16 protein-coding genes are annotated in these 21,056 nt (G+C 68.5%); 8 read left to right on the plus strand and 8 right to left on the minus strand.

All coding sequences use genetic code 11. The features are described 5' to 3' along the window. Positions 1–96: 96 nt before the first annotated feature. The 4 genes from AMYAL_RS0117505 to AMYAL_RS0117520 form a co-directional block, all read right to left on the minus strand. Positions 97–1,200, minus strand: coding sequence for a DUF6346 domain-containing protein (locus AMYAL_RS0117505; RefSeq protein WP_020632606.1), 1,104 nt, complete (start codon positions 1,198–1,200; stop codon positions 97–99). 65 nt (positions 1,201–1,265) lie between these two features. Then, entirely contained in the window at positions 1,266–2,279 is a 1,014-nt protein-coding gene (locus AMYAL_RS0117510; protein ID WP_020632607.1) for a hypothetical protein, read from the minus strand. Continuing rightward, positions 2,272–2,610 carry a hypothetical protein gene (locus AMYAL_RS0117515; RefSeq protein WP_020632608.1) on the minus strand — a complete coding sequence of 113 codons (339 nt, stop codon included), beginning with the start codon at positions 2,608–2,610 and terminating at the stop codon, positions 2,272–2,274. The genes AMYAL_RS0117510 and AMYAL_RS0117515 overlap by 8 nt, the downstream gene beginning before the upstream one ends. 25 nt (positions 2,611–2,635) lie before the next feature. Beyond that, positions 2,636–3,184: a YbaB/EbfC family nucleoid-associated protein gene (locus AMYAL_RS0117520; RefSeq protein WP_020632609.1), complete on the minus strand. Its 549-nt coding sequence runs from the start codon at positions 3,182–3,184 to the stop codon at positions 2,636–2,638. A 187-nt stretch (positions 3,185–3,371) separates the two neighbouring features. Here AMYAL_RS0117520 and AMYAL_RS0117525 point away from each other — a divergent pair, with 187 nt between their 5' ends. Both AMYAL_RS0117525 and AMYAL_RS0117530 read left to right on the plus strand, forming a co-directional pair. After that, on the plus strand, positions 3,372–3,764 hold the full coding sequence (locus AMYAL_RS0117525; RefSeq protein WP_020632610.1) for a hypothetical protein: 393 nt from the start codon (positions 3,372–3,374) through the stop codon (positions 3,762–3,764). A 17-nt stretch (positions 3,765–3,781) separates the two neighbouring features. Next, positions 3,782–4,501 carry a TetR/AcrR family transcriptional regulator gene (locus tag AMYAL_RS0117530; RefSeq protein ID WP_020632611.1) on the plus strand — a complete coding sequence of 240 codons (720 nt, stop codon included), beginning with the start codon at positions 3,782–3,784 and terminating at the stop codon, positions 4,499–4,501. Here AMYAL_RS0117530 and AMYAL_RS0117535 read toward each other — a convergent pair. The 3 genes from AMYAL_RS0117535 to AMYAL_RS0117545 all read right to left on the minus strand — a co-directional run bounded on the left by AMYAL_RS0117535 (position 4,498) and on the right by AMYAL_RS0117545 (position 9,490). After that, positions 4,498–5,235, minus strand: coding sequence for an SDR family oxidoreductase (locus AMYAL_RS0117535; protein WP_020632612.1), 738 nt, complete (start codon positions 5,233–5,235; stop codon positions 4,498–4,500). The genes AMYAL_RS0117530 and AMYAL_RS0117535 overlap by 4 nt on opposite strands. Before the next feature lie 89 nt (positions 5,236–5,324). After that, positions 5,325–8,171 (minus strand): leucine--tRNA ligase, encoded by a 2,847-nt coding sequence (gene leuS / locus AMYAL_RS0117540; RefSeq protein ID WP_020632613.1) that lies wholly within the window; start codon positions 8,169–8,171, stop codon positions 5,325–5,327. A gap of 170 nt (positions 8,172–8,341) precedes the next feature. Then, the gene (locus AMYAL_RS0117545) at positions 8,342–9,490 is read right to left on the minus strand and encodes an esterase-like activity of phytase family protein (protein ID WP_020632614.1); all 1,149 of its coding nucleotides are present in this window, start codon (positions 9,488–9,490) and stop codon (positions 8,342–8,344) included. A 65-nt stretch (positions 9,491–9,555) separates the two neighbouring features. Here AMYAL_RS0117545 and AMYAL_RS0117550 point away from each other — a divergent pair, with 65 nt between their 5' ends. Then, positions 9,556–9,978: an SdpI family protein gene (locus tag AMYAL_RS0117550; RefSeq protein ID WP_020632615.1), complete on the plus strand. Its 423-nt coding sequence runs from the start codon at positions 9,556–9,558 to the stop codon at positions 9,976–9,978. Here the strand turns inward: AMYAL_RS0117550 and AMYAL_RS0117555 are convergent. After that, positions 9,975–10,556, minus strand: a complete 582-nt coding sequence (locus AMYAL_RS0117555) for a YqgE/AlgH family protein (protein ID WP_020632616.1) — start codon at positions 10,554–10,556, stop codon at positions 9,975–9,977. The two genes, AMYAL_RS0117550 and AMYAL_RS0117555, sit on opposite strands and share 4 nt — an antisense overlap. Positions 10,557–10,765: 209 nt before the next feature. Between AMYAL_RS0117555 and AMYAL_RS0117560 the strand changes: the two genes are divergently transcribed. The 5 genes from AMYAL_RS0117560 (at position 10,766) to AMYAL_RS0117580 (ending at position 21,028) form a co-directional block, all read left to right on the plus strand. Beyond that, positions 10,766–12,010 (plus strand): MFS transporter, encoded by a 1,245-nt coding sequence (locus AMYAL_RS0117560; RefSeq protein ID WP_026467179.1) that lies wholly within the window; start codon positions 10,766–10,768, stop codon positions 12,008–12,010. Positions 12,011–12,092: 82 nt separating this feature from the next. Next, positions 12,093–12,713 carry a YbaB/EbfC family nucleoid-associated protein gene (locus AMYAL_RS0117565; RefSeq protein WP_020632618.1) on the plus strand — a complete coding sequence of 207 codons (621 nt, stop codon included), beginning with the start codon at positions 12,093–12,095 and terminating at the stop codon, positions 12,711–12,713. Further along, positions 12,713–13,042 (plus strand): WXG100 family type VII secretion target, encoded by a 330-nt coding sequence (locus AMYAL_RS0117570; RefSeq protein ID WP_020632619.1) that lies wholly within the window; start codon positions 12,713–12,715, stop codon positions 13,040–13,042. The genes AMYAL_RS0117565 and AMYAL_RS0117570 overlap by 1 nt, the downstream gene beginning before the upstream one ends. A 10-nt stretch (positions 13,043–13,052) precedes the next feature. Next, positions 13,053–20,564, plus strand: coding sequence for an NAD--arginine ADP-ribosyltransferase (locus AMYAL_RS0117575; RefSeq protein WP_039794038.1), 7,512 nt, complete (start codon positions 13,053–13,055; stop codon positions 20,562–20,564). Next, positions 20,561–21,028 (plus strand): hypothetical protein, encoded by a 468-nt coding sequence (locus tag AMYAL_RS0117580; RefSeq protein WP_020632620.1) that lies wholly within the window; start codon positions 20,561–20,563, stop codon positions 21,026–21,028. Before AMYAL_RS0117575 ends, AMYAL_RS0117580 begins: the two co-directional genes overlap by 4 nt. Positions 21,029–21,056 lie beyond the last annotated feature (28 nt).

A 21,056-nucleotide genomic window follows, 5' to 3' on the forward strand; every position in this document is an offset into this window, starting at 1 on the left:
GAGTACGGGAGCAGGGCATCGGGTCGCCGGCGTCGATCACGTAGCCCCCCGAGTGATCGGCGCCGGCGGCGCCCCGTTCAGACGGGGCGCCTCAACTCAGGACGCGGGCCTGTTCTGCGGAACTCCCCGATACTCGCTCAGCTTGTCCGGCCGGATCATCGTCATCGCGGTCCGGATTTCGGCGAACGCGGCGTCACTGAACGCCTCAGGAATCCGGTAGCCGTTCACGACCGGCGGAAGCAGACGGCCATCGAGGTTCGCCCCGATTTCCCATAGCCCTTTCAGCGGTCGATGCCGCTTCGCGAAATCCTCATCGAGGGGGAAGAAGTCGATCATGCGCAAGGTGCGCTTGCCATCGGTGACAGTGGTCAGCCGAAGCTCCCGAAGCTCGTCCCAGCTCACCTCGAAGGTCGCCTTATCACGGCGGAACCAGCGAATTCCCTTGACCGACACCGTGAGCGTGGTGCACCAGCTCGCCTTTTTCCATCGTGCTGGAGTGCAGAACCAAAGCAATCCGGGCGAGAGGAGTCCGATCGCCGCGATCGTCAGGGTCGCTTCGCGGAGCTCCGTTCCGCGGTCCGCGGTGAAACCCACGATCCCGGAGATGACGGCGACCACGAAGATCACCCCGCAAATGCGCCAGAACTTGGCGGCCGACCAGTCGTTGGGGGTGACTGTTCTCGATGCCGTCGCGGGCAGACCGGCAGGAGCCGCCACACCACCCAACGGGCGAACTGACGAGAGAGAAAGCGAGGTGGTCACGGGTGCTTCGGAGATAGGTTGGCGGAAACGCTTGTTTCGTCGCCAGTGGGCGAACAGCCCCAACCCCACGACCCCACCGACCGCAGGTGCGACGCTCCACCACGGAACATCGCTCTTGAAATCCCGCGCGTAGTACCTGCCGACCTCTTTGACTCGGACCGGCTTACCTATGTCGGCCGGTGTCAACTCGTCCGGGAACGACCGTGCCGCCACCACATTCTCACTGTACCGGGATGAATACGGGCGAACCTCGATGTCGCAAACCCAGTAATAGCCGATCCCGGCGATGCTCAGCGGCCCTACCTCCTCGCAAGTCTTCGCCGTCGCCATATCGGCCAGCCCGCCCGTTCCCTCCTCACCGTCGGACACGATCCCGCGGCCGATGAGGGTCCAGCAGATCAGCGCGTAGATGAGCACACCGAGGGTGGCACCGACCACCCTCCAAGGGGATCTGCGTGTGACCGTGGGAACGGCTTCGTACCCGGTCATCAGAAGACCGCTACTCACTGGATCGACCCGGATATCCGCTGCGTTCCAGGTTGCTCGAAGATCGGTTCTGATTCGGGAGTCCGCCGGACTCCGGCACCACCTTCCGCCTTGGCTGGTGGCTTCGCTTCTCCGGGGGCGCCGATAGTCGTCTCTTGCCTGTCACGCGCCTTGTCTTCCGACGCGCTCTTGACCACCTCTTTGACGGCTGTCTTTCCTGCTTCCTTCGCCACCTCCCAGAACGCACCCATTCCCGCGCCTTCGAACACGTCGCCCTTCTTGATGAGGTCGCCGACGTTCTTGTAGAAGTCCATCAACATGGACTTCGCGCGCAGGAGGACGCGCATCAGCTTCTCAGCCCACGTCATGGCCTCGGTGCTTTTTTCGATCGCGAAGGGAACACCCTCTGCGGCCAAAGCGGCCGGATAGGCAGGTGGCGGATACCTGGCTATGATCATGACGATCTTTGCCAAGGTGTCGGTGATCAGGTCACGAATGATCGTTCGAACCACCGAGAGCACGGTCTTGCAGATGTTGATGATGCTCCCGGCGCGCTCGGCGAGCCTTACAATTTCCCGGTACCCGTTGAGCTGCTTTTGAACGTACGAGCGATATGCGTCAGCCGCGGCACCTGACCACTCCATACAGTTCTTTTGGACCTCATCGGTCAGCTTCTCGGCGGTTGTCTTGACGTATTTGCCGACCTCCAGCCATTTCTGCACTTCGAGATCGAGGGCGTCTTGATCACCGGAGACCCAGTTGAGCGGCTCCTTCAGAAAGTCGACATGCTCGATAATCCACCCGAAACCCCAGCTCATCAGGGTTTCCAGAGGGTTTTTAATGACCTCGATGATGTCCGGGACGGCTCCCGCCAGACTGAGGAGTCCTTCCGTCCAATCACCGTTCGCGAGCTTTTCGACGCCGCCGGCCAGGTCTTGGACCGCGCCCGCACCTTCCAGCGCGTTGTCCACCTTGTACTTTTCGGCGTCCGTTTCGCCCTTGGCGTTCTTGAGGACGTCGTTCTCAGCCACGTTCCACCTGCTCTGCCCGCTTCAGAAGGTCGATCGCGTCCTGCTCGGTCACCCGACGCACCTCAGCCCACTTCCGTACCGCTGCGACATGGTGCTCACCTGCCGAGATCGCCGACTGCAGAGCCTCTCGCACATTCTCCGAAAGGTTGTTGCAGATCAACGGCATTCCGCACATGTTGCCGATCAGTCCGAAGGCCAACATGTCCACACGATCTCTGTCAGCGTCGAGCGCGACCCGTAAATGCTCGTGCGTCTCTTCCACTTGCTTGGCGTGTTCGTCGATCTGCACCGGATCGACGTTGAAGCCCTGATCGCCTTGTGGCTGCACCATGATTTCCCTCCCTCAAGAAACCCGCTCAGCGCAGGAAGTCGCCGCCGGCGAAGTAGTCGTCCTCGTGATCCGGCTGCTGCCGACGCGCGGCACGCGGCGGCACGGGCGGGGCCGGAGGAGCGGGCGGCTTCGGAGCAGGCGGGGGCGGAGGCGCGTCGAGTTCGTCTTCGGCGACGAAGCGGTCGTCCTCGTCCACGGCCTGGTGGCCGCCCTCGACGTAGTCGGTCGGTTCGGGTTCCGGGTACTCGTTGTGCAGCTGGTTGACCAGCTCGTTCATGGTCTCGGTGCCCGCGATGGACGGGACACCGGTCTGCATCGCGCCCGCCAGTTTGCTCTGGGCGCTCTGGACGACGCGGAGGATCTCCTGCGCGAGCGCCGGGTTGTCCCGCACGGACGGGCCGATCTCCAGGCCCACCAGGTTCCCCGCGTGGTTGACCTTGACCGAGATCTGGCCGTCCTTGCTGCGTTCGGACACCGAGACACCTTCGATCTCGGTGCGCATCTGATTCGCCTTCCGCTGGGCGTCGGCCAGCTTGGCCTCGAAATCAGCGAAGAGCTGCTCAGGGTTCGACACGCGAACCTCCCCTGTTCACGTCGTAGCCGTTCGGCGACCGAGTGTGGCATACCCGTCTGGCATCAGGGGACGTTTCGCGCGCATCAACACCCCGGTCGTGTGGATCACCACAGCATCCGGTTTCCCCTACCGGAGATGGCGGCTGACCCGGTATCCGCGCTGGTCAGCGGCTCATAGCGTGCGGAGCATGACGATTTCGGACTGGAAACGCGCGATCTACGCGCTTCTCGTACTTCCGGGCTTCCTCGGCGGCGCGAAGGTCCAGCGCGGGCTGGCGCGGCGGTGGCTCGGGCGGGAGGGCGGGGGACGGGCGCGGTTCGTGGTGGCCTTCGGGCCGAGTGCGGTCGCGTTCCTGCTCGCGTTTCTGCTCTTGTATCTCGTCGGCCGCATCGCGACCTACGGACTTTTCTGGTCCGGGGACGACCCCGAGGGCACGTGGGGCGGGCCGACGCTGGCGGGGGCGTGGATCGTGCATTTCTTCGTCGCGGCCGGGATGTCCGTACCGATTTTCCTGGCGCTCCGGCCACTCACGGCGCTCCAGGCTCGCCTGTTGGGCTGTTCCGCGGTAAGGGCGCACTGACCACCTAGAATGCCCGGATGAACAACACCGGCCGCAGGGGTCGCGAGCGGGCCGCGACCGATCAGGACATCCGGCGGACGGCGCGGGCGCTCCTGGTCGAGCAGGGGCCGGAGGCCGTGACCCTGCGGGCGATAGCGCGCGAGCTCGGCATCACGGCGCCGGCGTTGTACCGCTACTACGGCTCGCGTGACGATCTGGTCGAGCACCTTCGCGCCGACGTCGTCGCGGATCTCGCGGCCGGGCTGGCCGAGGACATCGCGCAACTGCCGGACGAGGGCGCGCTTCAGCTTTTCGCCATCTGCAAGGGATTCCGGCGCTGGGCGCTCGCGCACACCAAGGAGTTCACGCTGGTCTTCGCGTCGCCCGCGGGCGACGACACGTTGAGCAGGCTGGGCGAGCCGTTCGGGCGGATCTTCCTCGCGGCGGCGGGCCGGGTGCTCGCGATGCACGATCTGGTGACGCCGTCGAACGACGTGGTCCCGGCCGAGTTGCGCGACGATCTCACGTCGTTCCAAGGGGAATTGCTGGCCGTACTGGAGGAGTCCGGTGAGACGTTCCCGCTCGAGAAGCTCGACCTCGGCGTGACGTACCTGATGATCCAGTTCTGGGCCCGGCTCTACGGGCACGTCACGCTCGAGGTCTTCGGCAATTATCCGATCCCGTTCTCGAAACCGGACGTCCTCTTCGACGCGATGCTGGCCGATCTCGCGCGCGAGATCGGCCTGTCCGCCGACTAGGCCGCGTGCCCGCCGTCGACCGAGACGGTCGTCGCGGTCACGTACGCGCTTTCCGGCCGTGCCAGGAACGACACGGTGGCGGCGACCTCCGACGGCGAGCCGTAGCGGTCGAACACCGTCAGGCTCCGCTGGTCGGCGGCGTACGGGCCGTCGGCCGGGTTCATGTCGGTGTCGGTCGGGCCGGGGTGGACGATGTTCACGGTGATGCCGCGCGGCCCGAGTTCCCTGGCGAGCCCCTTGGTCAGGCCCAGCAGCGCGGTCTTGCTCACCGCGTACAGCGACATCCCCGGACCGGGCACGCGGTCCGAGACGCAGCTGCCGATGCTGATCACGCGGCCGCCTTCGCCGAGGTGCCGGGCCGCGGCCTGGGTGGCCACGTAGACACCGCGGACGTTGACCGCGAGCACGCGGTCGATGTCCTCCAGGCTCGTCTGGTCGAGCGGGCCGACGAAGCCGACGCCCGCGTTGTTGACCAGCACGTCGAGCCTGCCGAACTCGGCGACCGTCGTTTCGACGGCCGCGGAGATCGCGGCGGCGTCGGCGCTGTCGGCCTGGACCGCCAGCGCGCGACGGCCGAGTGCCTTGATCGTGTCCACGACACCGGCCGCGAGTTCAGCGTTGTTTTGGTAGGTGAGCGCGACGTCTGCGCCGTCCTCGGCGAGCCGGATCGCCGTGGCGGCCCCGATCCCGCGGCTGCCGCCGGTCACCAAAGCCACCTTGCCGTCGAGGGTCATGCGGTGTTCTCCGTTCGATTTCGTTGTCCTTGAACAACTCCATCGAATCGCCTCATGACCCTCGACGCTGGCGCAAATCGGTCACGTCGCTACAGCACGATGTTGACCAGACGTCCCGGCACGACGATCACCTTGCGCGGAGTGCCGTCGCCGACCAAGGCGGCGACCTTCTCGTCGGCCAGCGCGGCCGCCTGCACGGCGTCCTTGCCCGCCTCGGCGGGCACGGTGATCCGGGAGCGCACCTTGCCGTTGACCTGGATCGGGTACTCCACGGAGTCCTCGACCAGGTACTTCTCGTCGACGACCGGGAACGGCCCGTGCACCAGGGAATCCGCGTGGCCCAGGCGCTTCCACAGCTCCTCGGTCAGGTGCGGGGCCAGCGGCGCCAGCATCAGCACCAGCGGCTCCACCAGTTCCCGCGGCGTGGCGTCGGCCGAACCGTAGGCCTTGGTGACGTGGTTGTTCAGCTCGATCAGCTTCGCGCCTGCCGTGTTGAACCGCAGTTCCGCGTAGTCCTCGCGGACACCGGCGATCGCCTTGTGCAGCTGCTTGCGGTCCGCGTCCGTGGCGTCCACAGTGGACACGCGCAGCTCGCCGGACTCCTCGTCGACGACCAGGCGCCACAGCCGCTGCAGGAACCGCTGCGCGCCGACGACGTCCTTGGTCGCCCACGGCCGCGAGACGTCCAGCGGGCCCATCGACATCTCGTAGAAACGGAAGGTGTCGGCGCCGTAGGACGCGCACATTTCGTCCGGGGTGACGACGTTGCGCTGCGTCTTCCCCATCTTCCCGTATTCCTGCTTGACCTCTTCGTCTTGGTAGAAGAACTTTCCGTCCTTCTCCACGACGTCTTCGGCCGGCACGTAGAAACCGCGGGAATCGGTGTACGCGTACGCCTGCACGTAGCCCTGGTTGAACAGCTTCCGGTACGGCTCCTTGGACGACACGTGGCCCAGGTCGAACAACACCTTGTGCCAGAACCGCGAGTACAGCAGGTGCAGCACCGCGTGCTCGACACCGCCGACGTACAGATCCGTGCCGCCAGGGTCTTCGACACCGTGCTCGGCGGGCCGCGGGCCGACCCAGTACGCCTCGTTCTCCGGCGCGACCAGCGCTTCGGAGTTGGTCGGGTCCAGGTACCGCAGCTGGTACCAGCAGGAACCCGCCCAGTTCGGCATGGTGTTGATGTCGCGGCGGTAGGTCTTCTTGCCGTCGCCCAGGTCCAGTTCGACCTCGACCCATTCGGTGGCGCGCGCCAGCGGCGAGGACGGCGTGCTGTCCTTGTCCTCCGGGTCGAAGGTCACCGGCGAGTAGTCGGCGACCTCGGGCAGTTCGAGCGGCAGCATGCTGTCCGGCAGCGCGTGGACCTGGCCGTCCTCGTCGTAGACCACCGGGAACGGCTCGCCCCAGTAGCGCTGGCGCGAGAACAGCCAGTCGCGCAGCTTGTACTGGACGGTGCCGCGGCCGTGGTCGTGCTCCTCCAGCCAGCCGATCATCGTCTTCTTGGCTTCGTCGACGGCCATCCCGTCCAGGAAGCCCGAATTGATCGCGGGCCCGTCTCCGCTGAACGCCTTGCCGTCGAAGCCTTCCGTCGGCTGGACGGTGCGGATGATCTCCAGGCCGAACTTCTCGGCGAACTCCCAGTCGCGGGCGTCCTGGCCGGGGACGGCCATGATCGCGCCGGTGCCGTAGCCCATCAGCACGTAGTCGGCGACGAAGACCGGGATTTCCTTGCCGTCGGCCGGATTCACCGCGTAGGAGCCGGTGAAGACGCCGGTCTTCTCCTTGCTCTCCTGACGGTCCAATTCGGACTTCCGCGCCGCGGCGGCGCGGTAGGCGGCGATGGCGTCGGCCGGGGTGGCCGCCTCGCCGGTCCAGCGCGCGTCGACGCCTTCCGGCCAGGTCGCGGCCGTCAGCTCGTCGACCAGCGGATGCTCGGGCGCGACCACCAGGTAGGTGGCGCCGAACAGCGTGTCCGGGCGGGTGGTGAAGACCTCGATCTTCCGCTCGCCGGAATCGAACGACACCCGCGCGCCGTGCGAGCGGCCGATCCAGTTGCGCTGCATGGACTTGACCTTCTCCGGCCAGTCCAGCAGGTCCAGGTCGTCGACCAGGCGGTCGGCGTAGGAGGTGATGCGCATCATCCACTGACGCAGATTGCGCCGGAACACCGGGAAGTTGCCGCGTTCACTGCGGCCGTCGGCGGTGACCTCTTCGTTCGACAGCACCGTGCCCAGCCCAGGGCACCAGTTCACCGGCGCCTCGGAGATGTAGACCAGGCGGTGCGAGTCGATGATCTCCAGCTGCTCGGCGCGGGTCAGCTCGCACCAGTTGCGGCCGTCCGGCGTACGGCGTTTGTCCTGCGCGTACTCGGTCTCCAGCTCGACGATGGGCCGGGCCTTGCCCGCCTTCTCGTCGTAATACGAGTTGAAGATCTGCAGGAAGATCCACTGCGTCCAGCGGTAGTACTCCGGATCGGTGGTGCGGATCCGGCGCCGGTCGTCGTGGCCGAGGCCCAGGCCACGCAGCTGACGCAGATACGTCGCGATGTTCTCGTCGGTGGTCTTGGCCGGATGCTGGCCGGTGCGCACCGCGAACTGCTCGGCTGGCAGGCCGAAGGCGTCGAAGCCCATCGTGTGCAGCACGTTCCGGCCGATCATGCGGTGGTACCGCGCGAAGACGTCGGTCGCGATGAAGCCCAGCGGGTGCCCGACGTGCAGGCCTGCGCCCGACGGGTACGGGAACATGTCCTGGACGAACAGCTTGTCCGACGGGACCTCGCCGCTCTCGTCCGCGAGCGGGCCGACCGGGTTCGGCGCGTGGTAGGTGCCGTGGTCGGACCAGTAGTCCTGCCAACGCTGCTCGATCTGGCCCGCCAGCTCCGCGGTGTAGCGGTGCTGAGGGGCCGCGTCGGCGCCTTCGCTCGCCTGGTTCATCGCCGAAATCCTCCGTGCTCATCCACGTCAAGCCACTCCAGAAACAACTCGACCCCTCAGCCCGGAGGGCATGAGGGGTCGCCGCGCTGGTCCCGGCCGATCGGCCGAGTTCAGCGCGGCAGGCTAAGGAGCAGCCGAGCCGTGTTCATGAGTCCAGTTTAACGCCCTGGTCAAAGCCGTTCCGAGGGGACCGCCAGAGCGATGAACTGGGTCACCTGCGTCGCGGAGAAGTTGTTGTCGCTGACGAGCACGAGACTGCGCTCCCCGCCGGGCAGCCGCGGCCCCCAGGTCATCCCCTCGACGTTGTCCACAGTGGACAGCTTGAAGTCCGCGAGGTCGGCGAGCAGGCGCTTCTTGACCGGTTTGACCTTGGCGTTGCCGAGCGAAGGGACCTTCGCGACGTTCGTGGCGCCCTTGGTGTCGATCTCGTAGATGCGGATCTTGTTGCCGACGCCGGTGACGAACGCGCGCTCCATCACCAGGTAGCGGGTCGGATCGGCTTGGTCGACGGCCAGCAGCGACGAGACGCCGGTGGTCGCGAAACCGCCGGGCGGGTTCGGGGACGCGAAGACCTTCTCCTGCGGGTACGCGTACTGCGCGAGGATCGGGCCGAACCGCGACTGCAGCGTGATCCGCGAAAGACCGCCTGACGTGGTGGTCGGCTCGGGGCCGTCCTGCAGCAGCGGTCCCTCGACCGAGCTGGCGATCAGTGACCCGAATCCGGCGAAGGTGAGGCCTTCGAGGGCGAGGTTCTGCCGCGGCCCTGTCGTCTCGGCCATCTTCTCGTTGGCGGGGATCGGCAGGTCGCGGACGTGAGAGCCGTCGCGCTTCGCCTCGCGGATCGACGGGTCGATCCGCGCCGCCGCCGACCGCTCGCCCTCCTGCGCCCACAGGTACTGGCCGGTCCAGGGGTCGACACGCAGTTCTTCGGGGTCGATGGTCTGCATGTTCTGCGGCTGCGCGGGGTCGTTCTTCGCGAGCGGCGGGTACGGCGTGCCGTCGGGGCGCAGGAGCGGCTTGGTGCCGGTGAAGGTGACCGGGCCGAGTCCCTTGGCGTCGAGGGTGAACTTCGCCGTGTAGAACCGCGCCGGGTTGATGGCGGACCGGTCGTCGCAGATCAGCGCGTACTCGCCGGTGCGGTGGTCGTAGTCGATGCTGGAGAGGCCGCCGACGATCGTGCCCTCGTAGGGCAGGAAGTTCGGGACGATCTGTTCTCCGATGAGACGAAGCGGACGGTGACCCGCTTCGGCGGCCGGTGCGGCCATCAGGGTGAGCGGAAGGGCCCCGATCAGGGCGACGGCTAGAGCGCGGCGTGACATGGCCTGTAGCACAGTCCATCAGGGTATCCGGCAGGTTGCCGGGACGTCACGCTTATCCTCGTGGAGTGTTCGTCATAGCGCTGGTCCCGATCGTGCTGGGTGTCCTCGTCGGCTGGGGTGGCTTCCTCGGTCTGCGCGAGAAACTGCCGCGTGACCGCGGCGCGGGCGTGCGCACCGCCGCCACCATGCGCAGCGACGACGCCTTCCGCCTCGGCAACAAGGTCGCGGGGCTCCCGACGCTGGCCGGTGGCGTGATCGCCGTGCTCGCGGGTATCGCCGCTCTGGTCATGCCGACGACGTTCGGGCTGGTGCTCGCCTCGGTCGTGGGCGTGGCCGGGATGATCGCGCTGGTCGCGGCCGGGGGAGTGCTCGGCAACCGCGCCGCCGCGACGGTCCCCGAGCCGGAGCCGGAGCGGCCCGCCGGTTGCAGCGGCTGCGCGTGCGGGACCTGCGGCGTCTTCAAGAAGGCCGACACCGCCACCGCCTAATTGCGCTGGAGGTCTCCCGGATGGGTGGCCAGCAGCGCCAGCGGAATGCCCTGGCGGCGCAGCACCTGACCCCAGAGGTCGTGGTGCGGCGAAGCGAGGACATCGCTGGGCAGCGCCGGGACGATCACCCAGTCGTCGCGTTCGATCTCGTTCGCGAGCTGGCCGGAATCCCAGCCCGAGTACCCGGCGAACACCCGCACGCCGCGGACCTTCGGGACCAGGACCTCGGGATCGGTGTCGAGGTCGACCAGCGCCACCGGACCGCGGACGGCGATCACGCCTGGCACGCTGGACGCCGTCTCGCCGGTCCGCAGCGCGGCCAGGCACAACGCGGTCTTCTTCTCGACCGGACCGCCGACGAACACCGACTGCGGTTCCGCGACATGGCTGCCCCAGTTGGGCAGTACGTCGTACACCGGGACGTCACTCGGCCGGTTGAGCACTACGCCGAGCGTTCCCTCGTCCCGGTTGTCGATGACGAACACGACGGTCCGCCGGAAGTTGGGATCGACCATCGTGGGGGCGGCGACCAGGAGCGTTCCCGGTTCGACCTCGGCGTCCGCTGGCACGTCCGCCATGATCCCACTTCGAGCAGAGACAAATCGTCCGGCCAGGGAACAACAGCATCACGAGCACCGTTGGACACATCAGGTCGGTGTGCTTTCCGTGTCCCACGGGCTCACTGAAGAACCGCCTTTGTGGAATACCGTCCGGCTGGAGCCACACTGCGCATAGCCGCCGAGAGGCGACCCTAAAGCGCACCGACCGCCTTCTTTAGGGTTCAGCTGTGCCGACCAGGGCCTTTGTGCGCGACCGTGACTTCCGCCGGCTGCTGTTCACGCGGTTCTCCGCGCACTGGGGCAACGGCATGTACCAGGCCGGACTGGCCGGAGCCGTCCTCTTCAACCCCGAACGCGCCGCCGACGCGCTCGCCATGGCGGGCGGGTTCGCGGCGCTGCTGCTGCCCTATTCGATCGTCGGACCGTTCGCGGGCGCGCTGCTCGACCGCTGGGACCGACGGAAGGTCCTGATCTTCGCGAGCCTCCTGCGGTCCTTCACCATCCTCGCGACGGCCGTCGCCGTCGGCACGGGAGCGGCGGGGATCGGGCTGTTCTCCCTGGCACTGGCGTCCGAAGGCATCTCCCGGTTCATCGGCTCCGGTCTGTCCGCGTCGCTGCCGCACGTCGTCGACGAGACGTCCGTGGTCGCCGCGAACGCCTTCGCGGCGACGTGGGGTTCTGTGCTCGCGGTCGTCGGCGGCGGCTGCGCGATCGGCCTCCGGGAACTGACCGGTGCCGACGACGCCGGTTCCGCGTGGGTCACCGCGGTCGCCGCGCTGGGCGGGATCGGCGCCGCGGTACTCGCCTCCGGGTTCGCACGCGGGCTGCTCGGTCCGTCGGCGGTCGACGAGCCGTCGAACCCGGCCCTCGCCGTCGCCCGCGGCCTTTCCGACGGTGCGAAGGCGGCCTGGCGCACGCCCAGTGTCACGGCCGGGTTCGTCGCACTGTTCGCCCATCGCGCGTCGTACGGGATCTCGCTGCTGGTGACCGTGCTGCTGATGCGCAACCACTTCGCCGCCGGGATGAAGGGGCTTGGCCAGATGGCGGCGTTCGCCGGGGCGGGGATCCTGGTGGCCGGGCTGCTGACCGCCCGGCTGATCCGGCTGTTCGGCAGGCTCCGGGTGGTGCTGGGCGCGCTGGTGCTGGCGGCGGTCGCGCAATCCGCGCTCGGACTGCCGATGGTGGTCCCGACGGCGTTGCTCGCGGCGTTCCTGGTGACCGGTGCCGGTCAGGTGCTGAAACTCTGCGTCGATTCGTCGGTCCAGCTCGACGTCGCCGACGAGGCGCGGGGACGGGTCTTCTCGCTCTACGACACGCTTTTCAACATCACCCAGGTCGCCGCGGTCTCACTGGCCGCGACGGTGGTCCCGGACGACGGCCGTTCGCCGGGGCTGCTGATCGCGGCCACCGTCCTCTACCTGGCCGGAGCCGCCGGTCACCTGCTCGCGGTACGAAAACGCAAGATCCGGTGATACCGCTTTGCCCTTGGCATTAGGGTGACGCTTACCGACACCGGGTGGCGTATGCCCGGTACCAGTACTTGCGGGGGCTCAAGTGACGACGGCCGGCGACGACAGCGCACGCCTCGAAGCGCGCAATGCCGCCATGAAGGACCAGGTCGACACGCTGCTCGAGCAGTTCGAGCGCCAGACGGCCCAGCTCCGGGACGCGCAGGAAGCCGCCTCGCAGACATCCGCGACCGTGGTCTCGCAGGACGGTCTCGTGCGCGCCACCATCGACGCGACCGGCACGCTCGCCAAACTCGAGATCCAGCCGAACGCCTTCGAGCGCACCAACCCCGCGCAGCTGGCCAACACCGTGCTGACCCTGGTGCGCCAGGGATCGCTGCAGGTCAAGCAGCAGGTCGCCGATCTCATGGCCCCGATCACCGAAGGCCTGCCGGATCTCTCGGACCTCATCGAAGGCGCCCCTTCGCTGCGAGGGCTGATGCCGGCGATCCCGGACTTCCTCGCGGAGGAGGAACCTGCCGCGCCGTCGAAGTCCGACGACGACTTCGAAGACCCGCTGCTGCGCAAGGACGACGCCCCGCTGCCGCCTCCTGCGGCTGCCCCGCCCGCGCCGCCGACGCCGAAACCGATCCCCAAGCGCGTGCGTCAGACGTCGGACGATGACGAGGAAGAGCCGCCTTCGAGCTGGCTGACCAGGGGAGTCTGATGCCGAACGGTGGGGGCGGAGGCGGATTCACCGCTGATCCGGACGCGGTGAAGACCGCCGCGGCGAAGCTCGGGCTCGCCGCGGACCAGCTGGACGACGCGGGCAAGGAACTGATGGCCGCGATCAACTCGCTCGGCCAGTGCTGGGGCACCGACGACGCAGGCAAGGAGTTCGCGAAGGACTACGAACCGGGCGCGAAGGGTTCGTCCGAGGGGTTCGCGAACATCGTCGAGGCGCTGCGTGGCATGCAGCACAACGTCGAACGGTCGATGACCGCGTTCACTAACGCCGAGGAAGAGATCAAGACGACGCTGGACAAGAAGGTCTAGCGCCGTGGGTATGGAGATGCCCGACGCGGTCAAGTGGCTCTTGCCGATCGTCGTCGGGGAAAGCTGGCCCGAAGGCGACGAGGACAAGCTCCGCGATCTGCGCGACGCCTGGCACAACGCCTCGAAGGCCGTCCAGCCGATCGCCGACACCGCGACCAAGGGCGCCACCGAAGTCCTCGGCGGCTGGACCGGTGAGGGCGCGGAGAAGTTCGCGGAGGCCTGGAAGAAGTTCGTCGAGGGCGACGAGGCGTACTTCAAGTCGCTCGCCGATTCCTCGAAGGCGCTCGGCGACTCGTGCAACGCGACCGCGCTGGACGTCGAGTACACGAAGTACATGATCATCATCTCGCTGGTGATCCTGGCCGCGCAGATCGTCGCGATGATCGCGGCCGCCGCGGTGACGTTCGGTGGTTCGACGGCCGGGATCGCGCCGGCGCAGATCGCCACCCGCATGACCGTCCAGATGATGTTCCGCCAGCTGATGCAGAAGCTCGCGCAGGAAGGCTTCAAGAAGGTCGCGAAGGAACTCCTCGAGAAACTCCTCAAGGAGGGCCTGAAGAAGATCGGCAAGGAGGTCCTGCAGAACACGGCGATGAACCTCGCCATGGACGCGGGCATCCAGGGCCTGCAGATGGCCAAGGGCGACCGCGACAGCTGGGACCTCAGCAAGACCAAGGATTCCGCGATCAGCGGCGCCGTCGACGGGGTCGTCGGCGCGGGCAGCAGCAGTATCGGCAAGGGCGCCACCAAGGGGCTTTCCGACAGCGTGGGCGGCCAGATCGTCGACAGCGCGGCGCGGGGTGCCGTGCGCGGCGCGGCCGAAGGGGCCGTCAGCACGGTCGGACAGGCCGCCGTCACCGGTGACCTGGACAAGCTTTCGGCCAAGGACGTCCTGATGGGCGCTTCCGGCGGGGCCGTCGGCGGCGGTGTCGACGGGGCGAAGAGCCAGATCGGCGACATCCGCACCGCGAACACGCCCAGTGCCACGCCGGACGTCGACGGTCCTCCGACGCCGGATGCCGATTCCGGTGATTCCGGGACGCCTTCGCGTTCTCCTTCGGATTCCGGTTCTTCCAGCCGCGATTCGTCCTCTGATGGCGATTCCTCGGCGAGGAGTTCTTCCGAGCCTTCGTCCGGGTCGCAGCCGCGTTCGGAGGGCCAGGCCCCTCAGCAGCACACACCGAGTTCTGACGACGGCCCGCCGCAGCGGGCGGCGGACGGCGACAGGGTCAGCCAGTCCTCGGCGCAGGCTCCGGAACGTCCGGCGGATGCCCCGGCGAGCACCGGCGACGGTCAGCGCGCGGCGCAAACCCACCACAACGCTCCGGCCGCGGACAACGGCGCCGGTTCCGGTCAGCAGCAGGGCAATCAGCAGCAGGCTCCCGCGGCGGCCGCGAATCAGCAGCAGGCACCGACACAGACGCAGGCACCCGCCGCGGCGGCGCAGACACCGGCGGCATCGGCTCATTCACCGGCGCAGTCACCGGCGGCATCAGCGCAGTCACCAGCGGCGAGCCCTGCGCAGACACCCGCGGCATCCGCGCAGTCACCAGCGCAGACATCGGCGGCGAGCCCCTCGCAGGCACCCGCGGCGAGCGCTGCCCAGACACCGGCGGCCAGCCCGTCGCAGGGGCCCGCGTCGAGCCCGTCGCCTGGTCCATCGCAGGGACCGGCGTCGAGTCCCTCGTCCGGTCCGTCGCAGGCAGGCGGGATGCCGCCAGCCGCTTCCTCTGGCGCGTCCTCGTCCGGGTCCTCCGGCGGGTACGGCATGGCGCCGAACTCGGGTTCGAGCACGCCCGGCTCGTCGGGCGGCTATGGCATGGGATCCGGTGGCAATGGGCCCGCACCCGGCGGTTTTCCCCCTGGCGGGCACGATCCGTCGCGGCCGGGACGGCCGAACGACAACGTCCAAGCAGCCGGGCTCTCCGGCAACGGCGGACCGCAGCAGCCGCGTTTCGACCAGCAACCCGCCCAGATGCCGTTCCAGGGCCAGCCGATGCAGCAGGGCCCGCAGGGTGGTTTCGCGCCTCCTCCTCCGCCGCCGCCTGGTGGTGGCGGAGGCCCGATGCCGCCCCGTGGACCGCAGGGTCCGATGGGCCCGCGTCCCACCGGACCGCAGCCGTCCCAGCACCAGGGCCAGGGCGGATATCCGCAGGACCGCGGGCCGCGGCAGCGCCCCCAGCAGCCGCCGCAGGGTCCGCCGCCGCAGGGTCCGCATGGCCAGCCGCGGCCTCAGCAGGGCCCGCCCCAGGGCTATCAGGGAAGGCCGCCGCAGGGTCCCGGTCCGAACGGCGGTGTCCCGCCGCGTCCGCAGACGCCCCCGCCGCCGGGGCAGCACCCTGGCCAGCAGCGGGGCCCGGCGGGCTATCCGCCGCCCCCGCAGCGTCCTCCGCATCCGGGGAACGGTCCGTTCCCCGGCAACCGTGGTCCCGTACCGCCGCCTCCGCCCGGCCACCACCCCGGTCAGCCGGGACAGCAGGGTCATCAGGGGCAGCCGGGCCAGCCTCGGCACCCTGGTCCGCAGCCCGGCCGTCCGATGCCGCCCGGTGCCGAGCCGCCGCGCTTCGGTGGCCCACAGCCGCAACGTCCGCCGCAGGTCCCGGCGCCGCGTCCTGGTCAGGACGGGCACGCGGGTCCGCAGGACCGCACGCCTCAGGACCGCACGCAGCAGCCGCAGCGTCCGCCGCAGCAGCCTGCCCCGGTGCGGCCTGCGGAGCCGACGCCGCAGCAGGCACCCCAGGACCACGGCGGCAGCCTGCCCAAGGACACCGAGCTGCCCAAGGACGTCGAGACCCCGAAGGACACGGAGCTCCCCAAGGACACCGACACCCCGAAGGACACCGACGCTCCTCACGACACCGAGGCGCCCCAGGACGTCACGCCCGACGACAAGACCACCGACGACATCGGTTCGACGGTCGACGAGCCGTACCTGACGGATCCGGATTTCCACACCGACGACCCCGCGGCCTACCGCGCGCTCGCCGAAACGCAGATCGACAAGCGTGGTTTCGACACCTCGACCGGGGAGTCCCGGAGCGAACAGGTCCGTCGCGAAGGTCTGGCCAAGCGTGACGCGCACGGAGACCAGCGCGTCAAGGACATGTCGGATCAGGGCGCGTACGCGGTGCACAGCTACACGCGGACCGACATGGCCGAGCGGATCACTCACGCCCAGCGCCACGGCGGCCCGGAGCTGGAGGCGCTCCGGCCGCATATCGAGGCGATCACCTCCGGCCTCAACGAGATGCCCGCGTACGAGGGCCTCGTCTCGCGGCGGGTGAACTTCAACGGCAACGAAAGCGCGATCCGGGGTTTCCTCGAAGCGCATACGAAGGGCCAGGTCATCGCCGACCCGCAGATGCTGAGCGCGTCGCGGGTCACCGACGACCATCCGCGCAGCACCTTCGCAGGCGAAGTCGAGATGCGCATCCAGTCGAAGACCGGGCGCCACATCGAAGACCTCGCTTCCAGGCCGGTCGAGCGCGAAGTGCTGATGAAGTCGGCGACGCAGCTGCGGGTCACCGACGTCAAGATCGGTCCGGGGCATCCCGATCACCCCGAGCACGCGGCGCGGGTCGCGGACGGCACGGCGGGCAGGCTGCCGAAGTGGGTCGTCGAATGCGAAGAGGTCGTCGCCGGCGACGACGGCCACATGACCTCGGAGCAGGTCCAGCAGAAGGTCGCCGAGCGGCGCGAGTTCAACAACGCCGAGCGGGACCGGCTGGCCGAGGAGGCGGCCGCCCAGGAAGAACAGCTGCGCCGCGAACGCCCGGAGCTGTTCCAGACCAAGGGCATGGCCAGCCTCGGCACCAAGATCTCCGACGGCAACGGCGGCTGGATCGACGTCTCCGACGCTCCGCCCCCCGAAACCCCCCAGCCGAAGAAGGAACACGCTCCCGACGGCGGCTGGTCCGAACTGGCGAAGCCGCTCGACGAGGGCGGGACGCCGGTCATCCACGCAGGTTCGACCGAGACACCGCATCAGCAGGTCCGGCTGGTCATGGACGAGCTTCCGGCGATCGGCGAGGCCAACACGCGCAACTACTACGCGCCCGAGTCGTGGAAGGACGGCTACCAGACCAACTCGGCCGAGGCGCTGGTCGCGTTCGAGAACCGCATGGACGGTCGCGAGGCCGTCGCCGGGCCTTCGAACGGCTCGCCGCTGCAGCACGTCAGCGACCAGCTCGGCGGGCAGTGGTCTGATCGGAACGGCTTCGGCGACATCGCCCGTGAGCTGGGCGAACGTCCGGTCGGCGCGCGGACAGCGGTGGCGTTCGAGCATCACGCCGCCGCCGAACCGAACGCGCCGGAGGGCTCGCCGCGGTCCATGGACCGGATCGAGACCCGGATCGTCGCCGCGGTGAACACTCCGCACGGCGTGGTCTTCGCGGATCCGATGACCGGGCGGCTCGCGACGCTGCCCGACAATCCGACGTCGATCAAGGCGATGCCGATGGGCGGTGGCGACGCACCGCACGCCCACACCCCGGAAGCGCCGGAAGCACCCCAACGGGCACACACCGAAACACAGCCCGAGACGCACGCCGAGGCACCGCCCCAGTCGACGGCCGACCGGCTGCGCGGCGACGAAGAGCCGCCCCCGGCCGACCGGCCCGACGAGCAGCAGGCGCCCAAGACCGAAACCGACATCAGCGAGCGGCTCAAGGGCACCGAAGAGGCACCCGCGCGGCACGACGAAAGCTACGTCGACGACGAGAACTTCCGCGGTTCGCCGGAGGACCACAAGAGCCTTCGTGACCGCTACGACAACGCCGATCAGGCCGAGCAGGCCCGCGAGAAGGCGCAAAGGCGGCTCGAAGCCAGCCCGCTGAAGGACCGTGTCTCGCCCGAGGCCGCGGAAGCGATCTACTCGTACTCGCGCGAGCACGCCTACGCGATCAACGAGGCGAATCGCCGGGGTGAGTCGCACCCCGACTTCGAGAACGCCCAGCGCAGCACGCGGGCGATCGTCGGCGCGCTGAACGAGCTGCCGGACTTCCACGGCGAGGCCATCCGCGGTATCGACACCAAGGGCGACATGCGCGCCGCCGGGATGATGGCCGCGCACTACGAACCCGGCCAGACCGTCCCCGAACCGACGATGACCAGCTCCACCATCAAGACGTCGCCGGACACGAAGTCGAAGTTCGGCCAAGACGTCGAGATCCACATCGTCTCGAAGACGGGCAAGGACGTTTCGTCGCTCGCCGAGAACCCCGGCGAGCACGAAGCGATCAACAAGCCGAAGACCCAGCTTTACGTGCACAGCAAGGAGTTCAAGACTCCGCCGCTGGTCGACCGGCCGAAGTGGGTCATCCACGCCGAAGAGGTCACTCCCGGCGACCCGCGCTACCTCGACCCCGAGACCGCCAAGCAGAAGATGGACGAGCGGCGGGCCAGGCACGCCGCCGAGGCACCCGAACTCGCCCGTCTCGCCCAGGAACGCTCGATGGCGCGTCTCGGTGGCTTCGACGAGCCGCAGACCCCGCCCATCACCACCGAGAACCCGGCGGACCACGGGGTCGCGGACGCCGACAAGGGACCCGAGTACGGCGAGCAGCCCGCTCAGGACCACTTCGCCACCGACGACACGGCGGAACTGCCGGTCCCCGAACGCGACTACTCGTCGATGGCGGTCGCGACGAACCCGCCGAGCGAACCGGCCATCCACGCCGGTTCGGCGAGCCCCGCGCAGCAGGCCGCGTATCTCGCCGACAGGCACCCGAGGCTCGGCGAGGTCAACCCGCACTTCAACGACCCCGACGCGCTGGCGAACGGCTACCGGTCCAACTGCACCCGCACCCCTGGCGCGTACATGGACCGGATGAACGGCATCGACTCGACGGCCGACCCGCTGCACCTGCACGAGATGGACAGCCGGGGCACGCTGGAGCATGTCGAGGAGCGGTTCGGCGGCCAGTTCTCCGACCACGCCGACTACGACGCCGTCATCCGCGAGATGCGGGACATGCCGACCGATCACCACGCGGTCGTGGCGGTGAAGTACCTCGACGAGAACGGCGTCGAACGCGGCCACGTCGCCATGGTGGCGAACACGCGGGACGGCGTCGCGTTCATCGACCCGCAGTCGGGCGCGCTGATGAACCTGCCGCATCCGCCGCTGGGCGTGAAGCTGATGCACGTCGGCGTCCCGGAGGGCCCTGCCGCGCACCACACCGACGGGCACACCACGCAGACGGAAGCGGCTTCGACGCGACCCGTCGACCCGCGGATCGCGTTCGCCCGGCCGGATCAGCCGGTGGATCCGCGCATCGCTTTCGCCAGGGAAGACACGCCCGACGTGTCGCCGTCGCGGATCGGCCCGGACGGCCGTCCGATCGTGACGCCGCCGCGCGACGCGGGCTACGGTATGGCCTCCCAGGCGCTGCCGGAACCTCCCGCGCACGTAGATCCGCAGGTCCGCGCGGACACTGACCGGCTGCTCGCCACCCCGGAGTTCGAGTCCGCGCTGGCCACGCTCGACGACCAGAAGGACCGGGTCAAGATCACCACGGACGACGGGGTCCAGCACGACCTCGGCCCGCTCCGTGACTTCATCCGCGACCAGCTGCCGGGGCAGCCCCAGCTCGTCGAGCTGATGCTGAACCCGGAAAACCGGTACCTCAACGACTCCCTGCTGAACAACCCGAAGACCATCGCCAGTCTCCTGCAGCATCCGGAAGCCATCCCGATGCTCGCGGACGCTCTTCACGAGGCGCACTCGAACGAGCACCGGCTGATCGACGACGTCGAACAGGCGGGCCCTGGCGAGACTCCGCTGACCCAGGACCAGCGGGATCTCGCCCAGGAAGCGGCGCGAGTGGCCGCCGACTCGAAGCTGAGCGAACGGGTCCACGCCGGGTTCCCGCGCGAGCACGTCGGGGACATCCCCAAGATCAAGGAGTTCCTGGCCAGGGAGGAAGCCGCCTGGGCGGAGAACCAGGGGCACTTGAACCGCATCGTCGACGAGATCGCGGGGAACAACGACGGCACGGCGGGCGCCCGGACCGAACCCAAGACGGAAAGCCGGGCGCTGGCGAAGATCGCCAAGTACGGCGGTGACGCGTCCCGGCTCGTCGACCTGGTCGGCGCGAAGATCCAGTTCAAGACCGTCGCCGACGCCTACAACGCGTTGAACGCGGTGATGGCGCATCCGGATCTCAAGATCGTCAGCTTCGACGACAGGTTCGCGAATCCCCAGGCGAGTGGATATCGCGACCTGCAGATGAACGTCCGGCTGCCGAACGGGCACGTCGCCGAACTCCGGCTGCATCTGGAGAGCATCGACGAGGTCGCCGTCTACGAACACGCGCTGTACGAGGTCCGGCGTGACTTCCCGACCTACAACCGCGAGCTGGACGAACAGATCCCGGAATCGGCGGGCGAAGACGCGAAGAGCCAGGGCAGGCTGACGAGGGAACAGGCGCAACTGGAAGCCGCTCTGATCAACCAGGTACGGGTGAAGTTCATGGAAGGCCTGCGGCTGGGGCTGCCGAAGCCCCCTGAGGAGAACGCGTGATCGAGACACCGGCCTACTACACCTATTACGCGCAGACCTACCGGGTCGACGCGACACCGGACGGCGGCCTCACCGGGTATCTCCTCAACCTGCGCACCGGCGAATTCGAAGAAGACCCGAGCCATGTCCGCGAGGTCCTCCGGGCGATGGCGAGTTCGGACATCAGCCCGGTGACCGAGCAGAAGTTCGTGCAGGAGACCGAATTCGCCCGCGCGCGCTACCTCAAGGGCGAGGGTGCGGTCTTCGCGCTCTACGACACCATCGACGGTCTGTACGACCAGGCCGACCGGGAAGACCGCGGTCTGGAACCGCAGGAGTCGGCGTTGATCCAGTCGCTGCGCAAGCGCACCTTCAAGATGTGGGAGGACGAGCTGGCCCGCCGCGCCGCCGGCGAGCAGCCGTCGTTCCGGGCGGAGCCGCGCTTCCCGAAGTACGAACCTCCGGAGGAAGGGGCCTCGGAATGAGCCTGCTCAGCCGGTCGAACCGGGCGCG

Source organism: Amycolatopsis alba DSM 44262, from assembly GCF_000384215.1.
GTDB lineage: Bacteria > Actinomycetota > Actinomycetes > Mycobacteriales > Pseudonocardiaceae > Amycolatopsis > Amycolatopsis alba.